Source organism: Pseudomonas sp. XP2 (assembly GCF_053557975.1).
The window spans coordinates 101,649-118,272 of sequence record NZ_JBNRIK010000016.1 but is presented as its reverse complement, the minus strand read 5'-3'; the positions used below and the strand labels follow the sequence as shown (position 1 = coordinate 118,272).

The following is a 16,624-nucleotide window of genomic DNA, read 5'->3' as shown; positions in this document are numbered from 1 at the left end:
GCCAGCTCCCACAGGGACGCCGATGCCCACGAGGCCTGTGCGGTCCCTGTGGGAGCTGGCTTGCCGGCGATAGGGCCGCAAAGCGGCCCCGGGTTACCCAGGTCAGACGCGGAACTGGCTGACCAGTGTCTGCAACTGCCCACCCAACCGCGCCAGCTCCACACTCGACGCTGCCGTCTCGTCACTGGCCGCCGCCGTCTGCTCGGACACATCACGCACATTCAGGATGCTGCGGCTGATCTCTTCAGCCACCGCACTCTGCTGCTCCGCCGCCGCCGCAATCTGCTGGTTCATCGACTGGATGCCCGACACCGTACTGGTGATGTTCTCCAGCGAGGCTCCGGCCTTGCGCGCCAGCTCGACGCTGCTGTCGGTCAAGCTACGGCTGCCCTGCATGGCGTTCGCCACTTGCTGGGTGCCATGCTGCAGGCTGGCAATCAGCTCTTCGATCTCTTCGGTGGACTTTTGCGTGCGCTGGGCCAAGCCGCGCACTTCGTCGGCGACCACGGCAAAACCACGCCCGGCCTCGCCAGCCCGTGCCGCCTCGATCGCCGCATTGAGCGCCAGCAGGTTGGTCTGTTCGGCCACCGACTTGATCACGTCCATCACGCTACCGATCTTCTGGCTTTCCTGCTGCAGCAGGTTCATGGCTTCGGTGGAACGGTGCATGTCCTCCGCCAAACGCTCGATCTGGCCAATCGCTTCGCCGACCACGCGGTCGCCGGCGCGGGCTTCGTCGTCGGCACCGGTGGCGGCATGCGAGGCCTGCTCGGCGTTGCGCGCCACTTCCTGAACGGTCGCGGCCATTTCGTGCATGGCAGTGGCCACCTGGTCGGTTTCGACCTTCTGGCTGTTGGCGCCGGCACTGGTCTGCTCGGTGACCGCCGACAGCTCTTCGGCGGCGCTGGCGATCTGGGTGACGCCATCACGGATGCCGCTGATCAGCTCGCGCAGGGTGGTGCCCATGCGCGCGATGCCTTGCTGAAGCACGCCCAATTCGTCGCGGCGGGTGATGCGCGCGTGGTGGGTGAGGTCGCCGCTGGCGATCTTTTCCACCGCTACCAGGGTTTCACGCAGTGGGCCGGTGATCTGGCGGGTGATCAGTACCGCTGCCAGGATGCCGACCAGCAGTGCCAGCAGGGTAGCGATGGCCTGCAGGCTACGGGCCTGGGTGCTCTCGATGTCGCGGCGTTCCAGCTGGATCTGGTACAGCGCATCGCTGCGCTTGACGATATCGGCGCCCTGCACGGTCATTTCGGCGCGTGAGGTGGTGATGTTGGCGACCGCGTCGCGGAACTGGCGCACGGCGTCACGGTAGGCCAGTACCGCGCTTTCGAACTGTTGCAGGCGGGCGTCTTCGGTGGGCAGCTGGCGCTTGAGGTTGTCGATATCGGCTAGCGCTGCATCCAGCTGGCGCAGGGCGGCCTGCTCGTTGGCAGCGCTGTTGTCGGCAATGTAGCCGCGCACGTCGATGCGCACCTGCAGCAGTTGCTGGCGGGCCTTGCTGATCAACAGGTACTGGGCCAGGCGTACGCTGTCGGCCTCTGGGCGCGCCATGACTTCCTGGCTGAGGGCGTCCATCGCCTGATCGGCGCGGGTGGCCGAGCTGTCCATGGAGACGCGGGCTGCGCGGGTGGCGTCGTAGCCTTGGCGCATCTTGTTGAGCGACACCTTGTAGGCGCTGATGGTTGCGCCCAGCTCATTCAGCAGTTTGACGTTGTCCGGGCTGTTGAAGGTGCTGGCCAGGTAGGCCTGCTGCTTGCTGAAGGCATCCAGCTTGGTCTGGGTGTTGGCGGCGGCGGCATCGTCGCCGTTGGCGATCATGTACTGCAGACGCGCAATACGCAGGTCGGTCAGGTCTTTGTTGAGCTGGCCGATGTCACCCATCCAGTTGCTGCGGTCGATGAGGCTGCCCAGGCTGGTCCAGCCAGTCAGGGCCAGCAGGCCAGTGAGGATCAGCACCAGGCCGAAGCCCAGGCCAAGTTTTAGGTTGACGCTGATGTTGGCGAACCAGCTGTTCATGCACGCACTCCAGAAGTAGTTTTCGCTCTCTTGATCTTCGATCGCAAGGCGTTGTTGTTCTGGGTGCCCGCTGACTCGTGCAGGGGTTATCGGCAATGATCCGGGAAGCTGAAACGCTTTTTCAGCAGATTTGTAACTGGATAACCAGGGGCCGCTATGCAGCCCCGGCAGTTTCAGAGGCTGCGCGCGCTGAAGGTATCGCAGCTGTTCACCTCACCTTGCGCAAACCCGGCCTTGAACCAGCGCACTCGCTGCGCCGAGGTGCCATGGGTGAAGGAGTCCGGTACCACGCGGCCGCGGCCTTGCTGTTGCAGGCGGTCATCGCCAATGGCGTTGGCCGCGTTCAGCGCTTCCTCGACGTCGCCCGGCTCCAGCCAGTTCAGGCGTTTTTGCGCCTGGTAGGCCCATACGCCGGCCAGGCAGTCGGCTTGCAGCTCCTGGCGTACCAGCAGCCCGTTGTCGCCCTCCATGCGCTGGCCGTTGCGGCGGGCGGCGTCGACCTTGGCCGAAACGCCCAGCAGGGTCTGCACATGGTGGCCGATTTCGTGGGCAATCACGTAGGCTTGGGCGAAGTCGCCGGCCGCAGCGAAGCGGGTTTCCATTTCACGGAAGAACGACATGTCCAGATAAACCCGCTGGTCTGCCGGGCAGTAAAAGGGCCCCACGGCCGCCGAGGCAAAGCCGCAGGCCGAATTGACCTGGCCACTGAACAGCACCAGCTTGGGGTCACGGTATTGCTTGCCGGCTTCGGCAAACAGCGCTTTCCAGGTGTCTTCGGTGTCGCCCAGGACCGAGGCAACGAACTCGGCTTGCTGGTCGTTGGCCGGTGGCGCCTTGCCGCCCGCACCACTGGGCGCTGTCTGCTGTTGCTGCTGCGCCATCTGGCCGGTGAGCTGGCCAAGAATCTGCAACGGGTCCTGCCCCGTGAGCCAGCCGATGCCGACGATCAGCAGAATTGCGCCGAGCCCCAGCCCCTTGCCGCCGCCGAAGCGCATGCCGCCGCCACCGCCACCTTCGCCCCGGGCATCGACCACGTTGTCGCTGCGTCGGCCTTTTCGCCATTCCATGTGTGCTCTCCCGAGCCGTGAAACAAGAAGACAAAGATTAGTTCACGGCAGCGTCAGGTGTCAGGCCAAAGTGTTCATCCATAACCATTTGGTTATGGAACTAGTGGTCGATTTCAATATTCAATGGCCGCGACCTGCCGGAAACTGTAAGTCCGCCTGCCACGCCCAGGCGTTCACATAATTCCAAGAGAGGAAACCGGCATGCCCGCCCAGGACAACAGCCGCTTCGTGATCCGTGATCGCAACTGGCACCCCAAAGCCCTTACGCCTGACTACAAAACGTCCATTGCCCGCTCGCCGCGCCAGGCACTGGTCAGCATTCCACAGTCGATCAGCGAAACCACTGGTCCGAACTTTTCCCACCTGGGCTTCGGCGCCCACGACCATGACCTGCTGCTGAACTTCAACAACGGTGGCCTGCCAATCGGCGAGCGCATCATTGTGGCCGGCCGCGTCGTCGACCAGTACGGCAAGCCTGTGCCGAACACCCTGGTGGAGATGTGGCAAGCCAACGCCGGTGGCCGCTACCGGCACAAGAACGACCGTTACCTGGCACCGCTGGACCCGAACTTTGGTGGTGTCGGCCGTTGCCTGACCGACAGCGACGGCTACTACAGCTTCCGCACCATCAAGCCGGGCCCGTACCCATGGCGCAACGGCCCGAACGACTGGCGCCCGGCGCACATCCACTTCGGCATCAGCGGCCCGTCGATTGCGACCAAGCTGATCACCCAGTTGTATTTCGAGGGTGACCCGCTGATCCCGATGTGCCCGATCGTCAAGTCGATCGCCAACCCTGAAGCTGTACAGCAGTTGATCGCCAAGCTCGACATGAGCAACGCCAACCCGATGGACTGCCTGGCCTACCGCTTTAACATCGTGCTGCGCGGCCAGCGCAAGACCCACTTCGAAAACTGCTGAGGAACCCGCCATGCCAATCGAACTGCTGCCGGAAACCCCTTCGCAGACCGCCGGCCCCTACGTGCACATCGGCCTGGCCCTGGAAGCGGCCGGCAACCCGACCCGCGATCAGGAAATCTGGAACCGCCTGGCCAAGCCGGACGCGCCAGGCGAGCACATTCTGCTACTCGGCCAGGTGTATGACGGTAACGGCCACCTGGTGCGCGACTCGTTCCTGGAAGTGTGGCAGGCCGACGCCAATGGCGAGTATCAGGATGCCTACAACCTGGAGAACGCCTTCAACAGCTTCGGCCGCACCGCCACCACCTTCGATGCTGGCGAGTGGACGCTGCACACGGTCAAGCCGGGTGTGGTGAACAATGCTGCTGGCGTGCCGATGGCGCCGCACATCAACATCAGCCTGTTTGCCCGTGGCATCAACATCCACCTGCACACGCGCCTGTACTTCGATGATGAAGCCCAAGCCAACGCCAAGTGCCCGGTGCTCAACCTGATTGAGCAGCCGCAGCGGCGTGAAACCTTGATTGCCAAGCGTTGCGAAGTGGATGGGAAAACGGCGTATCGTTTCGATATCCGTATTCAGGGGGAAGGCGAGACCGTCTTCTTCGACTTCTGAGTTGAAGCCCGGGGCCGCTTTGCGGCCCATTCGCGGGGCAAACCCGCTCCCACAGGTACTGCACTGTCCTGTGGGGGCGGGCTTGCCCCGCGAATGCTTTAACGCCGAACCAGCAACACCCCACTCTCCATGTGGTGGGTATAGGGGAACTGGTCAAACAGCGCACAGCGCTCGATGCGGTGGGTGTCCTGCAACTGGGCGATGTTCGCCGCCAGGGTTTCCGGGTTGCACGAGATGTACAGAATCCGCTCGAAACGCCGGGTCAGCTCGCAGGTGTCCGGGTCCATCCCTGCCCGCGGCGGGTCGACGAACACCGTACCGAACGCGTAGCTCTTCAGGTCGATGCCTTCCAGACGACGGAACGGCCGCACCTCATTCAGCGCCTGGGTCAGCTCCTCTGCCGACAAACGCACCAGTCGCACGTTATCCACAGCGTTCTCTTCGAGGTTGCTGAGCGCAGCATTGACCGAGGTCTTGCTGATTTCGGTCGCCAGGACCTGACGCACGCGGGTGGCCAGTGGCAGGGTGAAGTTGCCGTTGCCGCAGTACAGTTCCAGCAAATCGTCCTGGCGCTCGCCAATGGCCTCGTAGGCCCAGCTCAGCATTTTCTGGTTCACCGCGCCGTTGGGCTGGGTGAACGCACCTTCCGGCTGGCGATAGCTGAACACACGGCCGGCCACGTCGAGTTTTTCCACCGCGTAGTCGCGGCCGATCACCAGGCGCTTGCCCTTGGAGCGGCCAATCACGCTCACACCCAGCGCTTCGGCCAGTTGCCGCGCTTGCGCTTCCCAGGCCTCGTCCAGCGGGCGGTGGTAACACATCGTGATCATCGCATCGCCGGCCAGGGTGGTGAGGAACTCCACCTGGAACAGGCGATTGCCCAGTTCCTCACTGGCTTGCCAGGCCGCCTTCAGGCGCGGCATCAGTGCATTGATGCGCTCGCTGGCAATGGGGAAATCGTCGATCAGAATCGCCTTGTGCTTGTCGCCCGGGGCGAACATGGCGTAGTGGCGCTGGCCGTCCTCGCGCCACAGGCGGAACTCGGCGCGCAGGCGGTAGTGCTCGCGCGGCGAGTCGAAAACTGCGGGTTCCGGCGCACCGAAGGGCGCCAGCAGCTCGCGTAGCCGGGCCACCTTGGCGTCCAGCTGGGTGGCGTAGGAGGAGGGGTCGAAAGCAGCACTCATGCGTTGAACCAGCCCAGCTTGATGACGAACAGGATGGAAAGGATCACCACGGCCGGGTTCAGGTCGCGGTGGCGGCCGGAGATCAGCTTGACGGCGGTCCAGGAGATGAAGCCGAAGGCGATACCGTTGGCGATCGAGTAGGTCAGCGGCATGGCCAGGGCGGTCACTACCACCGGCGCGGCTTCGGTGACGTCGTCCCAGTTTATTTCTGCCAGGCCCGAGGCCATCAGCACCGCGACGAACAGCAGCGCCGGTGCGGTGGCGAACGCCGGCACGCTACCGGCCAGCGGAGCGAAGAACAACGCCAGCAGGAACAGCACGGCAACCACGATGGCGGTCAGGCCGGTGCGGCCACCGGCGCTCACGCCCGCAGCGGACTCGATATAGCTGGTGGTGGTCGAGGTCCCCAGCAGGGAACCGGCCATGGCGGCGGTGCTGTCGGCGATCAGGGCGCGGCCCATCTTCGGCATGTGGCCGTCCTTGCCCATCAGGCCGGCGCGCTTGGCCACGGCGATCAGGGTGCCGGAGTTGTCGAACAGGTCAACGAACAGGAACGCGAAGATCACGCTGATCAGGCCCACATCGAGGGCACCGGCGATGTCCAGCTGCAGGAAGGTGGGTGCCAGCGAAGGGGGCATCGACACGACCCCGCCGAACGGCGTCACACCCATTGCGATCGACGCGACGGTGACGGCCAAGATGCCGATCAACACCGCGCCGCGCACCTTCAGCGACTCAAGGCCGACGATCAGGAAGAAGCCCAGCGTGGCGAGAATCACCGAGGGCTGCTTGAGGTCGCCCATGCCCACCAAGGTGGCTGGGTTATCGACGACGATGCCCGCGTTATGCAAGGCGATCAGCGCCAGGAACAAACCAATACCAGCAGCGATGGCCGAGCGCAGCGGCAGCGGGATGCTGTTAACGATCCACTCGCGGATGCGGAAGATCGACAGCAGGAAGAACATCACCGCCGACAGGAACACCGCGCCCAGCGCGACTTGCCAGGTGTGGCCCATGTGCAGCACCACGGTGTAGGTGAAGAACGCGTTCAGGCCCATGCCCGGCGCCAGGGCGATCGGGTAGTTGGCAATCAGGCCCATGGTGGTGGAGCCGATGGCCGCTGCCAGGCAGGTGGCGACGAAGATCGCGCCCTTGTCCATGCCGGTCTCGCCGAGGATGCTCGGGTTGACGAACAGGATGTAGGCCATCGCCAGGAAGGTGGTGACGCCCGCGAGAATCTCGGTGCGCACGTTGGTGTTGTGTGCTTTTAGTTGAAACAGCCTTTCCAGCATGCCCGCTCCCCAAGGCGCCCCCGGCGCCATGAATGTATCGACCCCATCAGCAAAGCACAGACCGTACCGGTTGCCGTGGTTTTGTGTGGGGAGGAAAAAAGCCGCGCATCATACCAGCATGCTTGGCAGGGGCCTATGGCCGTTGGGGAATGGGTTTCCATAGCCGGTACCGGCCCTGTGGGAGCGGGCTTGTCCCGCGAAGAGGCCGGCACAGGCAACTGATCAACCGTTATGCAACCGGTCCCGCTTGGCCAGTGTCGGGAACATTTTAATCCACACCCCGGTCACCAGCAGCGTGCCCACCCCGCCCATCACCACTGCCGGCACTGTGCCAAACCAGTGCGCCGTCACCCCGGATTCGAACTCGCCGAGCTGGTTCGAGGCACCAATGAACAACCCGTTCACCGCGCTTACCCGGCCACGCATTTCATCTGGTGTCTCCAGCTGCACGAACGAACTGCGAATGACCATGCTGATCATGTCCGCCGCGCCTAGCACCACCAGCACCGCCAGCGAGAACCAGAACGAGGTCGACAGGCCGAAGGCGATGGTGGCCACGCCGAACACGCCGACAGCGGTAAACATGGTCCGCCCGACGTTGCGCTCGAACGGGAAGCGTGCCAGCCACAGCGACATGCACAACGCCCCCACCGCCGGTGCCGAGCGCAGCAGGCCCAGGCCCAGCGGGCCGGTCAGCAGGATGTCCTTGGCGAACACCGGCAGCAGCGCGGTGGCCCCACCCAGCAATACAGCGAACAGGTCCAGCGAAATGGCCCCGAGAATATCGGGCCGGCTGCGGATGAAGCGGATGCCGGCCAGCAGTGATTCGATGCTGGCGCGCCCGCGCTGCACGACCTGGCCGCGTGCCTGCAGGCTCAGGGTGAGCACGCAGGCGATGGCGTACAGGGCCACGGTGGGGCCATACACCCAGAGGCTGCCAAAGGCATACAGGAAGCCGCCCACCGCCGGCGCCACGATGGTTGCCGACTGGGTCGCCGACGCCGACGCTGCCACTGCCCGAGGGAACAGGCCGGGCGGCACCACGTTGGGCAACAGCGCCTGGGTTGCCGGCATTTCGAACGAGCGCGTGGCGCCGAGCAGGAAGGCGAGGGCGAAGATCAACTCGCGGGTGACGTTGTCGGTGGCGCTGCCTACGGCCAGTGCCAGGGCAATCAGCCCCTGCAGGCTCTGGCACAGGGCAGCGACCTTGCGCCGGTCATAGCGGTCAGCCACATGCCCGGTGTGCAGCATGAACAGCACACGCGGGGCGAACTCGACCAGGCCGACCAGGCCCAGGTCCAGCACATTGCCGGTCAACTGGTAGAGGTGCCAACCAATGGCCACGGTGAGCATCTGAAAGCCGCTGGCGGTGAATACACGGGCCAGCCAGAAGGCCAGGAAGGGACGGTGGTGACGCAACAACTGCGGTGCGGAATCGGACATCGGAAACCAAGGGCCTCGGCGCAGTAGAGGGGGTGCGCAGCGTATCACCTGTTTGTAACAAGTGGTTACTGTTTGCCCGGATCGGCACTTTTTCACGCTGTATGAAAGAGGGTGGGGCAACGGGTCACGCGACAAACAACCACACGGCTCGCCGGCCTATTCGGGACTATGCTTCTAGGCATTCGTTGATCTGGGTCAACCGTTGCTTTTGCAACAACCGACGAACGAATTGGCCTGCGGGCCGGAATCCCCACGATCGAACAGAACAATTCCAACGCGCCGCACTCGACTACCGTGGGGGCAGTGGGCGACGGGGCCACAAGCCCGGACGCCGGATTATCTGAAGAGGAAGCACCATGTTCGGAATAGAGGCCTTAGAGCTCGCCCGAATGCAGTTTGCCTTTACCGTGTCGTTCCACATCCTGTTCCCGGCCATCACCATTGGCCTGGCCAGCTACCTGGCAGTCCTCGAAGGGCTATGGCTGCGCACCCACCAGCAGGTCTACCGCGACCTCTATCACTTCTGGTCGAAGATCTTCGCCGTCAACTTCGGCATGGGCGTCGTCTCTGGCCTGGTCATGGCCTACCAGTTCGGCACCAACTGGAGCCGTTTCTCCGAGTTTGCCGGCGCCGTGACCGGACCGCTGCTGACCTATGAAGTACTGACCGCCTTCTTCCTCGAGGCGGGTTTCCTTGGCGTCATGCTGTTTGGCTGGAACCGTGTGGGCCGCGGCCTGCATTTTTTCTCCACGTGCATGGTGGCGCTCGGCACGCTGGTCTCCACGTTCTGGATCCTCGCTTCCAACAGCTGGATGCAAACCCCCCAAGGCCACGAGATCATCGATGGCCGGGTGGTGCCGGTGGACTGGTTTGCAGTGGTGTTCAACCCATCGTTCCCCTACCGACTGATGCACATGGCCACGGCCGCGTTCGTTTCCACAGCCTTTTTCGTCGGCGCCTCGGCGGCCTGGCACCTGCTGCGTGGGCGTGACAACCCGGCTGTGCGCAAAATGCTGTCGATGGCCATGTGGATGGCGTTGATCGTGGCTCCGGTCCAGGCGGTGATCGGCGACTTCCACGGCCTTAATACGCTCAAGCATCAGCCGGTGAAAATCGCGGCGATCGAAGGGCATTGGGAGAATGTACCTGGCGAGCCGACCCCGTTGATCCTGTTCGGTATCCCCGACATGAAGGCCGAGACCACGCGCTTCAAGGTGGAGATCCCGGCGCTCGGCAGCCTGATCCTGACCCACAGCCTGGACAAGCAGGTGCCGGCGATGAAGGAGTTTCCACCCGAGGACCGGCCCAACTCCACCATCGTCTTCTGGTCGTTCCGGATCATGGTCGGGCTCGGCTTCCTGATGATCTTCGTTGGCCTGTGGAGCCTGTGGCTACGCAAGCGCGGCACGCTCTATACCTCCCGCCCGTTCCTGTATATGGCGCTATGGATGGGGCCCTCCGGGCTGATCGCATTGCTCGCCGGCTGGTTCACCACCGAGATCGGCCGCCAACCGTGGGTGGTGTATGGCCTGATGCGTACGGCGGACGGTGTGTCGAATCACAGCTACGCCCAGCTTGGTTTCACGTTGGTGGCCTTTGTGGTGGTGTATTTCGCCCTGTTCGGCACCGGGCTTGGCTACATGATGCGCCTGGTGCGCAAGGGCCCGCAGACTGGAGAAGGCGACGCGCCTACACCGGGCGGACCTGGCCAGAAGCGCACGCCCGCGCGGCCGCTGTCTGCCGCCGATGATGGCCATGAGGCCAAGACTGCCAGCCTGAGCAAGGAGGACTGAGCCATGGGTATCGACCTTCCGCTGATCTGGGCCGTAATCATCATCTTCGGCGTCATGATGTACGTGGTGATGGACGGTTTCGACCTGGGGATCGGCATGCTTTTCCCCTTCGTCAAGGGCGAGCAGGACCGTGATGTGATGATGAACACCGTCGCCCCGGTATGGGACGGCAACGAAACCTGGCTGGTCCTGGGCGGTGCCGGGCTGTTCGGGGCGTTCCCGATGGCCTATGCAGTGATACTCGAAGCATTGTACCTGCCACTGATCCTGATGCTGATTGGCTTGATCTTCCGCGGTGTTGCCTTCGAGTTCCGCTTCAAGGCCACGTCCGACAAGCGGCATATCTGGGACAAGGCGTTCATCTGGGGCTCACTGGTCGCCACCTTCTTCCAGGGCGTGGCCCTGGGCGCCTTCCTCGAAGGCTTCAAAGTGGTCGACCGGCATTTTGCCGGTGGTACCCTCGACTGGCTCACCCCGTTCAGCCTGTTCTGTGGCGTGGGGCTGATCGTTGCCTACACCCTGTTAGGGTGCACCTGGCTGATCATGAAGACCGAAGGGTCGCTGCAACAGAAGATGCACGATCTTGCACGGCCGCTGGCGCTGGTATTGCTGGTAGTGATCGGTATCGTCAGCCTGTGGACACCCATCGCTTATCCACAGATCGCCGACCGCTGGTTCAGCATGCCTAACCTGATCTGGTTCATGCCGGTGCCGCTGCTGGTACTGGTGACGTTCTACGGGCTGCTCAAGGCGGTGGCGCGCAATGCGCACTACACGCCGTTCCTGCTCACCCTGGTGCTGATCTTCCTCGGCTACAGCGGGCTGGGTATCAGCCTGTGGCCGAACATCATCCCGCCGTCGATTTCGATCTGGGATGCTGCAGCGCCACCGCAAAGCCAGGGCTTCATGCTGGTGGGCACGCTGTTTATCCTGCCGTTCATCCTCATGTACACCTTCTGGAGCTACTACGTGTTCCGCGGCAAGGTGACCCATGAAGACGGCTATCACTAGGAGGGCCGCATGATGACCGGCAAACATGGCCTGGAAGAGAAGAAACCGCTGTGGCAGCGACTGGGTTGGCTGGTGCTGATCTGGGCAATGAGCGTTGCGGCCCTGGGGGTGGCAGCGTGGGTGATGCGGCTTTTCATGGGAGCAGCAGGATTGACCACCCATTGAGAACAACGGGGACATCTGTGGGAGCGGGCTTGCCCCGCGAGCACCGGCAAAGCCGGTGCCATGCACCGCGCGGCCCCCTTCGCGGGACAAGCCCACGCCCACAATGACCGGTGTTCTCTGCGTGACAGCGCAGCACAAGGGCTGGGCAACCTCCCTCAGGATGCCCGCAGGGGCTTACTTGCGGGCTTTCAGGATGACGAACTTGGGCGTCGCCGCCACCTGCTCCACCCCTCGGAACAACCGCGCCAGCTTGCTGTGATAGCCCAGGTGGCGGTTACCCACGATATACAACGCCCCACCCACCACCAGCGCTTCGCGCGCCTGCTGGAACATGCGCCAGGCAAGGAAATCGCCCACCACCTGCTGCTGGTGGAACGGCGGGTTGCACAGCACTACATCGAGCGACTGCTTCTCCACCCCTGCCAACCCATCGGCTGCAATGAAAGTCGCCGGGCGCTCGCCCAACGCGGCTTGCCAGTTTTCCTGCGCCGATTGCACCGCCATGTACGATTCGTCGACTAGCGTGTACTGGGCATCGGGGTTGGTCAGTGCGCTGGCAATTGCCAGCACGCCATTGCCGCAGCCAAGGTCCGCCACCCGTGCGTTGCCCAAGTCGCGTGGGAGGTGTGGCAGGAATGCCCGGGTGCCGATATCCAGGCCTTCACGGCAGAACACGTTGGCGTGGTTGACCAGCTCCAGCGCAGGCGCGTCGAGGCGGTAGCGGCTCGGGTAGGGCGAGCTTGCGGCCGGCCGTTCGGCCAGCGTCGCGGTCAGCAGGCGAGCCTTTTTCTGCGCCAGCGAGGCTTGCACCGGGCCGATGTACTTTTCCATCAGGTCGCCGGCTGCGTGTGGCAAGTGCTTGATCATCGCCCCGGCAATCACCTGCGCGCCTGGCGCCAGGTGGCCCTGCAGGCGGATCAGTTGTTCTTCAAGCAGGGCCAGTGTCTTGGGCACGCGCACCAGCACCCGGTCGAACGTGCCATTCCAGTGTTCGCTGGCCGGTACGAAGGGCACGCTGTCGAACGGCAAACCGTTGCGCGCCAGGTTCTTTTCCAGGGCAAGGTGCGCCAGGTGAGAATCGCCGCTGCTGACCACCTGCAGCCGGCCCGCCAGGCTGGCGGCCAGGGCACCGAAGCTGTCATTGAGCACCAGTACCCGGCAGTTGGCGTCGGGTGCCTGTGCGTGCAACTGCGCAAGCAGGTACTCGTCGGCGGCGTCGAACGCCTGCAGCGGGTCGTTGGCCTGTTCCGGCTGGCGGATCAGGTCGAGTTCGGCGTAGGGGGTGGTCAACAGGGGCATGGCGTCTGGCTCGGGTATGAAACTGCCCGTTGCGGTTCGCCCCGGGCTTTGCCGGGCAATTCTACAGGGCTTTGCCCAAGGTCGCAGGTCTGAAGGTCAGATCCAGCCACGCAGGGCAGCGATGGCGATGGCGCCGGCCTTGTTGGCGGCGTTGGTCTTGGTGATCACGCTGCGGATATGGAAGTTCACGGTGCTCTGCGACAGTGACAGGATGCAAGCCACGTCGGCTGCGGTCTTGCCAGCGGCCGACCATTTCAGTACTTCCAGTTCACGCTCGCTCATTTTAGGTTGCGGTGGGCACAGTGCGCTCAGGTGGTGTTCGCCGAGTACGGCATGCAGGGTATGGCACAGCCACTGTACGCTGCCGGCCTTGTCGTACAGCTCCACGATGTCGATTGATTGGGCTGGTCTGGCCACGCTGATCTGGCTTTCATTGTGCTGCAGGTCGTGCAGTGATTGCGTCCAGCCATGACGCAAGCCGTACTGGCAGGCCGCTTCGCGAAACTGCGGGGCCTCACGATACAGTTCGTCGGTCCACAGCACCGGCATGGTCGAACTGTGGCTGACGCTGGCGGCCGGGTCCTGCTTGTAGAACTCATCGCGCTGGTAGCGCTCGATCCACTCCGCCGGGTAGGTGCTGTAGAGGTACACCCTGGGTGTCTGCGTGGCGATCTGGATGCGCATGTTCAGCCCGAGGTACTCCATGTCCAGGTCTTGCGCCAGATGTACCGCGATGTCGAACAGCTTCCGTGGGCTGCGTTCGTTGACGAACGCTTGAAGGTGTTCGGGATTCCAGTGAAGCATCAGAAATTCCTCGGGTGCGTCGGATCCAATCCATTTGGGTACCCGGCTTATTGTAGGAAAAGACCTACCATGGCGTTGGGAATTTTTTGTTATAGCGCTTAGGGGTTTCTGCAAATTCGGCACGATCCGGTTGTGTGAGGCCCTACAAAGCAGTGGTTTTTATCCGCGCCACTTTGCGCGACACTGTGCGCACGTCAACCCTGGAGCCCGATATGACCGCTAGCGCCGAAAAGTTCACCCGCCAGACCCTGCTCGATGTTCAGCCGCTCACGCCGAACCTCTTCAGCCTGCGGGTTACGCGCGATGCGGGGTTCCGCTTCCGTTCCGGACAGTTCGCCCGCCTTGGTGTGACCAAGGCCGATGGCAGCGTGGTGTGGCGCGCCTACTCAATGGTCAGCGCACCCCATGACGAGCACCTCGACTTCTTCTCCATCGTGGTGCCAGGGGGGGAGTTCACCAGTGAGCTGAGCCGGCTGGGGGCGGGTGATACCTTGCTGATCGACCGCCAGGCCTTCGGTTTCCTTACCCTTGACCGCTTCGTGGGCGGGCGCGACCTGTGGCTGCTGGCGACCGGCACCGGTATTGCGCCATTCATGTCGATCCTGCAGGACTTCGAAGCCTGGGAGCGTTTTGACAGCATCAAGCTGGTGTATTCGGTGCGTGAAGCGAAAGAGCTGGCCTACGTGGATGAAATCGCGGGGCTGGAGCAGCGCGACTATCTGGCTGAGTATGCCGGCAAGCTGCAGTTCATTCCGGTGGTGACCCGTGAGCAGCACCCCGGGGCTTTGAATCAGCGGATTACCACGCTGATCGAGAATGGCGAGCTGGAGCAGGCGGCGGGGTTGGAGCTGTCGCCCGAGCATTCGCGGGTGATGCTGTGCGGTAACCCGGAGATGATCGATGAAACTCGCAAGGTGCTGAAGGCGCGTGACTTGCAGCTGAGCCTGAGCAAGCGGCCGGGGCAGGTGGCGGTAGAAAACTATTGGTAATGCTATTGGGGCCGCAAAGCGGCCCCAGCAACCTCAAGGCAACCGATTCTGGTTCTGCGTCTTGAGCAAATCGCGAATTTCGGTCAGCAGCGTCTCTTCAGCAGAAGGCACCGGCGGCGCAGTCGGTGCCACGGCTTCTTCGCGCTTGAGCCTGTTGATCGCCTTCACCCCCATGAAGATGGCAAAGGCAACGATCAGGAAGTCGATCACGGTCTGGATGAACTTGCCATAGGCCAGCACCACTGCCGGAATGTCACCGTCGGCAGCCTTCAGGGTAATGGCCAGGTCGCTGAAGTCCACCCCCCCGATCAACAGGCCCAGTGGCGGCATGACCACGTCGCCGACGAAGGACGAGACGATCTTGCCGAAGGCCGCGCCGATGATGATACCGACCGCCATGTCGACGACATTGCCTTTGACCGCGAAGGCCTTGAACTCACTGATCATGCCCATGTTTGGTTCCTTGTAACAAAAGGTAAGGTTAACGCAGTGTAAGCCACTAAAACGCTTCATGCGTTGTGTTCAGGGCTACTGACTGCGCTTAGAACGAATAGTTTTGTCGCATCCCGAAGCGTTCGAGACACGTCCTGCTCGGCTATGATGGCGGTTTTTTCCAGGAGACCCCACCCATGGCCAAGGCCAAGCGCTTGTATGGCTGCACCGAGTGCGGCGCGACCTTCCCCAAATGGGCCGGCCAGTGTGGCGAATGCGGAGCCTGGAACACGCTGGTCGAAACCATGATCGAAAGCGGTGGTGCGGCTGCGCCCAGCAGCGGCCGCGCCGGCTGGACCGGCCAGCAAGCGCAGATCAAGACCCTGGCCGAAGTCAGCGTTGAGGAAATCCCGCGCTTCACCACCAGCAGCACCGAACTGGACCGCGTGTTGGGCGGTGGCCTGGTGGATGGCTCGGTGGTGCTGATTGGTGGCGACCCAGGCATCGGCAAATCGACCATCCTGCTGCAGACCTTGTGCAATATTGCCTCGGGCATGCCGGCGCTGTACGTCACGGGTGAAGAGTCGCAGCAGCAAGTGGCCATGCGCTCGCGGCGCCTGGGCTTGCCCCAGGACAAGCTCAAGGTCATGACCGAAACCTGTATTGAAACCATTATCGCCACCGCGCGGGTCGAGAAGCCTCGGGTAATGGTGATCGACTCGATCCAGACTATTTTCACCGAGCAGTTGCAGTCGGCTCCTGGCGGGGTAGCCCAGGTGCGCGAGAGCACGGCGCTACTGGTGCGTTACGCCAAGCAGAGCGGCACGGCGATCTTCCTGGTCGGCCACGTGACCAAGGAAGGCTCGCTGGCCGGCCCACGGGTACTGGAGCACATGGTCGATACCGTGCTGTATTTCGAAGGTGAGTCCGACGGCCGCCTGCGCTTGTTGCGAGCGGTGAAAAACCGCTTTGGTGCGGTCAACGAACTGGGCGTGTTCGGCATGACCGACCGGGGCCTGAAAGAGGTGTCCAACCCGTCGGCGATCTTCCTTAACCGTACCCAGGAAGAAGTACCGGGCAGTGTGGTGATGGCGACTTGGGAAGGCACCCGGCCAATGCTGGTCGAGGTACAGGCGCTGGTCGACGACAGCCACTTGGCCAACCCGCGCCGGGTAACCCTGGGCCTGGACCAGAACCGCCTGGCCATGTTGCTGGCGGTGCTGCACCGCCACGGCGGTATTCCCACCCACGATCAGGACGTGTTCTTAAATGTGGTAGGCGGGGTCAAGGTGCTGGAAACGGCGTCGGACCTGGCGCTTCTGGCGGCAGTGATGTCCAGCTTGCGTAACCGGCCACTGGCCCATGGGCTGCTGGTGTTTGGCGAGATCGGCCTGTCGGGCGAGGTGCGGCCGGTGCCTAGCGGGCAGGAGCGGTTGAAGGAAGCGGCCAAGCATGGCTTCAAGCGGGCGATCGTGCCCAAGGGCAATGCGCCGAAAGAGGCGCCGGCGGGGCTGCAGGTAATTGCCGTCACCCGTCTGGAACAGGCCCTGGATGCATTGTTCGAGTAATCCGTAGTCAGGCCCGGC

15 protein-coding genes are annotated in these 16,624 nt (G+C 63.2%); 7 read left to right on the top strand and 8 right to left on the bottom strand.

All coding sequences use genetic code 11. The features are described 5' to 3' along the window. Positions 1–102: 102 nt before the first annotated feature. Both ACK1VC_RS18100 and ypfJ read right to left on the bottom strand, forming a co-directional pair. Positions 103–2,022 (bottom strand): HAMP domain-containing methyl-accepting chemotaxis protein, encoded by a 1,920-nt coding sequence (locus tag ACK1VC_RS18100; protein WP_191086975.1) that lies wholly within the window; start codon positions 2,020–2,022, stop codon positions 103–105. A 173-nt stretch (positions 2,023–2,195) separates the two neighbouring features. Next, a complete protein-coding gene (ypfJ, locus tag ACK1VC_RS18095) occupies positions 2,196–3,089 on the bottom strand; it encodes a KPN_02809 family neutral zinc metallopeptidase (protein WP_016489111.1) in 894 nt (297 codons plus the stop codon). Between the two features lie 201 nt (positions 3,090–3,290). On the opposite strand from ypfJ, the gene pcaH reads away from it, so the two are divergent. Next, positions 3,291–4,010 carry a protocatechuate 3,4-dioxygenase subunit beta gene (gene pcaH / locus ACK1VC_RS18090; protein WP_191086974.1) on the top strand — a complete coding sequence of 240 codons (720 nt, stop codon included), beginning with the start codon at positions 3,291–3,293 and terminating at the stop codon, positions 4,008–4,010. Positions 4,011–4,020: 10 nt separating this feature from the next. Further along, positions 4,021–4,626, top strand: a complete 606-nt coding sequence (pcaG, locus tag ACK1VC_RS18085; RefSeq protein WP_003251601.1) for a protocatechuate 3,4-dioxygenase subunit alpha — start codon at positions 4,021–4,023, stop codon at positions 4,624–4,626. 98 nt (positions 4,627–4,724) lie between these two features. Here pcaG and trmA read toward each other — a convergent pair whose 3' ends face one another. The 3 genes from trmA to ACK1VC_RS18070 form a co-directional block, all read right to left on the bottom strand. Further along, positions 4,725–5,810, bottom strand: a complete 1,086-nt coding sequence (gene trmA, locus ACK1VC_RS18080) for a tRNA (uridine(54)-C5)-methyltransferase TrmA (protein WP_060517401.1) — start codon at positions 5,808–5,810, stop codon at positions 4,725–4,727. Then, a complete protein-coding gene (locus ACK1VC_RS18075) occupies positions 5,807–7,102 on the bottom strand; it encodes an NCS2 family permease (RefSeq protein WP_449118006.1) in 1,296 nt (431 codons plus the stop codon). Before ACK1VC_RS18075 ends, trmA begins: the two co-directional genes overlap by 4 nt. 222 nt (positions 7,103–7,324) lie before the next feature. Further along, positions 7,325–8,545 (bottom strand): MFS transporter, encoded by a 1,221-nt coding sequence (locus ACK1VC_RS18070; RefSeq protein WP_191086972.1) that lies wholly within the window; start codon positions 8,543–8,545, stop codon positions 7,325–7,327. 356 nt (positions 8,546–8,901) lie between these two features. On the opposite strand from ACK1VC_RS18070, the gene ACK1VC_RS18065 reads away from it, so the two are divergent. Genes ACK1VC_RS18065 through ACK1VC_RS18055 form a run of 3 tightly spaced genes read left to right on the top strand, consistent with a single transcriptional unit; the run spans position 8,902 to position 11,514 of the window. Continuing rightward, positions 8,902–10,338, top strand: coding sequence for a cytochrome ubiquinol oxidase subunit I (locus ACK1VC_RS18065; protein ID WP_016489106.1), 1,437 nt, complete (start codon positions 8,902–8,904; stop codon positions 10,336–10,338). 3 nt (positions 10,339–10,341) lie between these two features. After that, entirely contained in the window at positions 10,342–11,349 is a 1,008-nt protein-coding gene (gene cydB / locus ACK1VC_RS18060; protein WP_016489105.1) for a cytochrome d ubiquinol oxidase subunit II, read from the top strand. Positions 11,350–11,358: 9 nt separating this feature from the next. After that, positions 11,359–11,514, top strand: coding sequence for a DUF2474 domain-containing protein (locus ACK1VC_RS18055; protein ID WP_016489104.1), 156 nt, complete (start codon positions 11,359–11,361; stop codon positions 11,512–11,514). A gap of 174 nt (positions 11,515–11,688) precedes the next feature. Here the strand turns inward: ACK1VC_RS18055 and ACK1VC_RS18050 are convergent, their stop codons facing one another. Continuing rightward, positions 11,689–12,813, bottom strand: coding sequence for a methyltransferase (locus ACK1VC_RS18050; RefSeq protein ID WP_023047385.1), 1,125 nt, complete (start codon positions 12,811–12,813; stop codon positions 11,689–11,691). A 96-nt stretch (positions 12,814–12,909) separates the two neighbouring features. Continuing rightward, positions 12,910–13,617, bottom strand: a complete 708-nt coding sequence (locus ACK1VC_RS18045; protein WP_191086971.1) for an autoinducer binding domain-containing protein — start codon at positions 13,615–13,617, stop codon at positions 12,910–12,912. A 212-nt stretch (positions 13,618–13,829) separates the two neighbouring features. Between ACK1VC_RS18045 and ACK1VC_RS18040 the strand changes: the two genes are divergently transcribed. After that, positions 13,830–14,606 carry a ferredoxin--NADP reductase gene (locus tag ACK1VC_RS18040; protein ID WP_024718028.1) on the top strand — a complete coding sequence of 259 codons (777 nt, stop codon included), beginning with the start codon at positions 13,830–13,832 and terminating at the stop codon, positions 14,604–14,606. A gap of 33 nt (positions 14,607–14,639) precedes the next feature. Here the strand turns inward: ACK1VC_RS18040 and mscL are convergent, their stop codons facing one another. Further along, positions 14,640–15,059 (bottom strand): large-conductance mechanosensitive channel protein MscL, encoded by a 420-nt coding sequence (mscL, locus tag ACK1VC_RS18035; protein WP_016489100.1) that lies wholly within the window; start codon positions 15,057–15,059, stop codon positions 14,640–14,642. A gap of 176 nt (positions 15,060–15,235) precedes the next feature. Here mscL and radA point away from each other — a divergent pair, with 176 nt between their 5' ends. Beyond that, positions 15,236–16,606, top strand: coding sequence for a DNA repair protein RadA (gene radA / locus ACK1VC_RS18030; RefSeq protein ID WP_016489099.1), 1,371 nt, complete (start codon positions 15,236–15,238; stop codon positions 16,604–16,606). Positions 16,607–16,624 lie beyond the last annotated feature (18 nt).